A 3587-nucleotide genomic window follows, 5' to 3' on the forward strand; every position below is an offset into this window, starting at 1 on the left:
GAAGTGGGGATATCGCTGGAGGAAGATAGGCAGGGGCTGTGGACGGGTCACGCCGCACCGGAAGCCAGGAGGTGTGGCGCCTTGTCAGTCTAGGTGAACTATCTGGCTGGGTGGCCATCCAGAGTGGCCCGACTGAGGGGGAGAGTCAGTTCTCTCGCCACATGCATTGGTATGCTACTTTCAGTGCTGAAAGGAGGTGAAGCGAGCGATGCAATATGAGGAGCGTCTTGAGCTTGAGGCGTGCGAGATGATGGCCTCCGATGAGCAAGATCTGGGCATTCACGAGGTCAGTCTCGACGAGATCGAGCAGATCGAGGAAACCTTTATCCCCGCCTGGGGCTTCGGCTGCGGCGTATCTTGTTAGTTCCCTGAGCTGCACAGTCTGTGCTCTCGCTCTCTCTGCGCTGCCGGGTCTAGCCCCCTGATAGGATGGTGGGGAGAGCGTGAGCCTCTGCCCTGCTGGTGGGTGCTCTGCGGCTGCCCGCTTGTTCACTTAGGCTGACAAGCCGCCACATCGCTGGCGGCCCTGGCTGGCACTATTCTGAACTGAAAAGAGAGGAGAGACCGGAAACCATGTCGACCCACGTTGGGGGAGCGCCAGAGAGGCTATCGGCCTGCTACCCGAAGGCCAGGGATGATCTGGGCGTCTGGCCGCTCGGCGCAGAGACCGGTTCCCGCTGGTGCCTTGGCAGTGCCGAAGTTGATCGCTACGTGCAGATTCCTCGTCGGTTTTGCCAGGCGGCCCTGACGATCGTGGGCTTGCTCGATGGGACACGTACCCTGGAACAGGTGGAAGACGAAGTTGGGCGCCTCTTTCCGGGCGTGACGCCCGGCCACGTGCAGCGTCTGTATAGCCTGTTGCTCACCAATGGTCTCTTGCTCTCTCCGACGCCAGCAAGGCTGGCTCAGAGCGAGGTGCGCCAGCTCTCTATCGAGATAGGCAGTCTACCGCTTGGCCGACTCGCCGCTGGGCTAAGGCCGATCCTTAAGGCTCCCGTCTGGTGGCTGCTCAATGCCATCGGCCTCGGGCTGGTGGCCTGGGCTGCGGCGACGCTGTGGCTCCATCCCGAGCTGCTCTCCCTGCATGTGGTACAGCTTGCCGATTCCTATACCCTGGGCTTCTTGCTCTCTCTGGCACTCTCGGGCTTCGTCGTTCTCTGGCATGAAATAGCGCATGGCCTGGCCGCCATTCGCTATGGCTTGCTGCCGCGCGCTTTGCACCTCATGCTCTACGCCGGCCTGGCTCCCCTGGTCTACCTGGAGACGCGCGGCCTCTATACCATTCCCCGTCGTCGTCGCCTGGCAATCTGGCTGGCGGGTCCCTGGGGGAATCTCTGTGCCGCCGCCGCCCTTATTGTGATGATAGAGACCTTCCCTCTGCCCCTGCTGACCCGGCAGCTGCTCTGGAAGCTGGTCCTTGTGAACCTGCTCTTTGTGGTCACTAATCTGTCGCCTTTTATGCCAACCGATGGCTATTTTATTCTGTGCAATATGCTCGGACAGTTTCAGTTGCGCACTCGTCTCTTTCAACAGCTGTGGTCCCTTGTGCGCGAGCGGCAGCAGAGGACGAGGCCCCTGGGTTTGCTCGCCTGGGGCTATGTCCTGGTGAGCTTGCTCACCATGCTGGCGGCGGCTGCTTATTGGCTTTGGTGGTTGGGGAATATCTGCCTGGAACTTGCCGGGCGTGTTCCTGGTCCACCGCTCATACACTGGCTGGCAGGCCTGACTTGCCCGCTGGCACTGTCTCTACTCGTGGCGCTCATCTCCTGGCGTCGACGCCAGTTACTGGCCAGGACACCTGCCAGCTCATGAGGAGGGGAGTGAGCAGCGCTATGGTCACAACATCGCCTCTGGCTCACGAACTCGCCTGCAGCCTGCAGGCAGCCCTCTTTCATTCGCTGACGCCGACAGGCTGGCACCGGGCTTCATCCTGTCCCTACGCCACTGCCTGGGCGCTGCTGGCTGCTGAGATTACACAAGAAGCTCAAACCAGCGACCTGCGCGCACGCTGCCAGCGCTACTTGCTGGAACAGCAGCAGCCTGACGGCTCCTGGGGGCGAGAGCTGCATGAGCAGCTCATCATGACTCCTCACGCCTATGTGGCTCTCCAGCTGGCTTACCGGCACAGCGCTGGGGAGGTACGTCGCGCGCTGCGCCAGGCTCTGCTGAGGGCCCGCAGCTTTCTGCGGACGGTCGCCGCGGCGCTCTATCCGCGCTTACCGCCTGAGGTGCTGCGTTGCTTTCGCCCCCTCTGCTGGCTGGCCGAACACCGCGGAGAGAGACACTGGGTTGAACCACTCCCTGAGCTACTTCCCTTACCCAGGCCGGTTCAGCTGCCGGAGCCGGACCAGATGTGTTGGCAACTGGCGGGGCTGGCCGACCTGTTTCCCCAACTCTGGCAGGCCGGTGACGCTGGAGAGATAGAGGCTGTGGAGGCTCGTCAGCTGATCAATGGAAGCTGGTGGTCTGTGACCGATTTGACGGCGATGGCGCTGCTGACCCTCGAATTGGGCGCTGGCAGGCCGCTGGCCAGGCGGCAGGGGTGGCGCTATCTGCAAGAGGCGCAGAATAGCGATGGAGGCCTCCCCCAATTCTATGATAGCGAGCTATTTGTCACGGCCTACGTTGGTTTCACCTACGCCGCGTTGGTGCGGCCTCTGGGAGCCAGGTTTCCCGAGGAGCTACGCCGCCTGGAGCCGTGGCTGCGTACCTGTCAGCAGGTTGAGGGCTTATGGAGCTTCACGCCAGCATTTCCGGGGGGTGATCTGGATGACACTGCCTGGGTTGTGATCTGGCTGCTTGAGGGAGGCGGTGCTCTAGCGGATGATCCTGCTGTCAAGCGGGCCTTGGCGGCTCTGTTGAAGCACCAGTTACCGGAAGGCTCCTTCCCGAGCTGGGCGGGGCTGGCTGGCGACCCAGATGTGACAGCTCATGTGCTGCATGCGCTCTCTTGCGCCGGATACGAGGGCGTGGCTGTGCAGCGAGCCTTGAATTACCTGCTCTCTTCTCAACAGCCCGATGGGGCCTGGCGCGCCACCTGGCATCGCAGTCCGCTCTACGGCACTGCTCAGGTGCTGCACGCTCTGACGCGGCGGCCCCGTGATCCTGCTGTCGATGTGGCTCTGCGGCGAGGTGCCGCCTATTTGCTCAAGCAACTACAAGAGCAGACTGCTGGCGGGACAGGCCATCTCGAAGGAATAGGCCTGAGTCTTTGGGGACTGGCCGCGCTGACAGGCGGCCCTGATGATCTGCTTCCCTGTTCTAGAACTCAGTTCGATCAGGCGATTCTGCAGGGGCTTGCTGCTCTCCATCAGCTGGTGAGGGCTGGCTCGCCGCAGATCCCGGCAAGTCCGGCGCTCTGGATTGCCCAGTTCTCCTATACCGCCCAGCCGTTGCAGCTGGCCGCCGCGGCGGCCCTGACCGCTGCCCTTGCCCATCTACGGTAAGCGGCCACGAAAGATGGCAAGTCGACAGCGTGTGCTGCGGCTCTCTCTGCGCTTTCCAGGCCGGTCGACAGCTGCTGTCATTGTAAGACATTAAAAATGTGTGAAAAACGAACGGCCAGATGTTCTTACCACTCCTCTATA

The 3587-nt window shown here is 62.0% G+C and carries 3 protein-coding genes; all 3 read left to right on the plus strand.

The genetic code is table 11. The features are described 5' to 3' along the window. Positions 1-208 precede the first annotated feature (208 nt). The 3 genes from IRZ24_RS18100 (at position 209) to IRZ24_RS18110 (ending at position 3446) form a co-directional block, all read left to right on the plus strand. Positions 209-364 carry a hypothetical protein gene (locus tag IRZ24_RS18100; RefSeq protein WP_170293231.1) on the plus strand — a complete coding sequence of 52 codons (156 nt, stop codon included), beginning with the start codon at positions 209-211 and terminating at the stop codon, positions 362-364. A gap of 209 nt (positions 365-573) precedes the next feature. Next, positions 574-1812 (plus strand): hypothetical protein, encoded by a 1239-nt coding sequence (locus IRZ24_RS18105; RefSeq protein WP_297167394.1) that lies wholly within the window; start codon positions 574-576, stop codon positions 1810-1812. Positions 1813-1832: 20 nt separating this feature from the next. Continuing rightward, positions 1833-3446: a prenyltransferase/squalene oxidase repeat-containing protein gene (locus tag IRZ24_RS18110; RefSeq protein WP_297167397.1), complete on the plus strand. Its 1614-nt coding sequence runs from the start codon at positions 1833-1835 to the stop codon at positions 3444-3446. The last annotated feature ends 141 nt before the right edge of the window (positions 3447-3587 follow it).

It is taken from the genome of Thermogemmatispora sp. (assembly GCF_019683755.1).
Classification (GTDB): domain Bacteria; phylum Chloroflexota; class Ktedonobacteria; order Ktedonobacterales; family Ktedonobacteraceae; genus Thermogemmatispora.